The 287-nt window shown below is 55.1% G+C and carries 1 protein-coding gene; it reads left to right on the top strand.

Going from position 1 to position 287, the window contains the following annotated elements; genetic code table 11:
* The coding region (locus tag OGX96_RS00030; protein ID WP_286581958.1) for an Ig-like domain-containing protein at positions 1 to 287 on the top strand (287 nt) is incomplete at both ends.

Raw genomic sequence — 287 nt, 5'->3', positions numbered from 1 at the left:
GACCCGGTGCTGGTAGAGATTAACGGCTACCAGTATCACGGCCAGGTGATTGATACCGGGAAAAATACCCTCGGTTATCGTATCGAGGTGGATTCGGGCACGTTCTCCGATAACCAGGGTCATGTGCTGAAAGAGGTGACGGTCCATGTCAGCGTCACCTCCCACGATGCGGCGGGCAACCTGGCGATCGCCACCAGCGACCACAACGTGCATATCGACAACTTCGCGGAAAACACGGTACATATCGACACCGTCGCGAACGACAATGTGGTCAACGCCATTGAAAA

Origin of the sequence: Citrobacter sp. Cpo100 (assembly GCF_030332595.1) — a bacterium.
GTDB classification, from domain to species: domain Bacteria; phylum Pseudomonadota; class Gammaproteobacteria; order Enterobacterales; family Enterobacteriaceae; genus Citrobacter; species Citrobacter portucalensis.
Note: the sequence above shows the minus strand (reverse complement) of the source record. Positions and strands in the feature narration are given on the sequence as shown.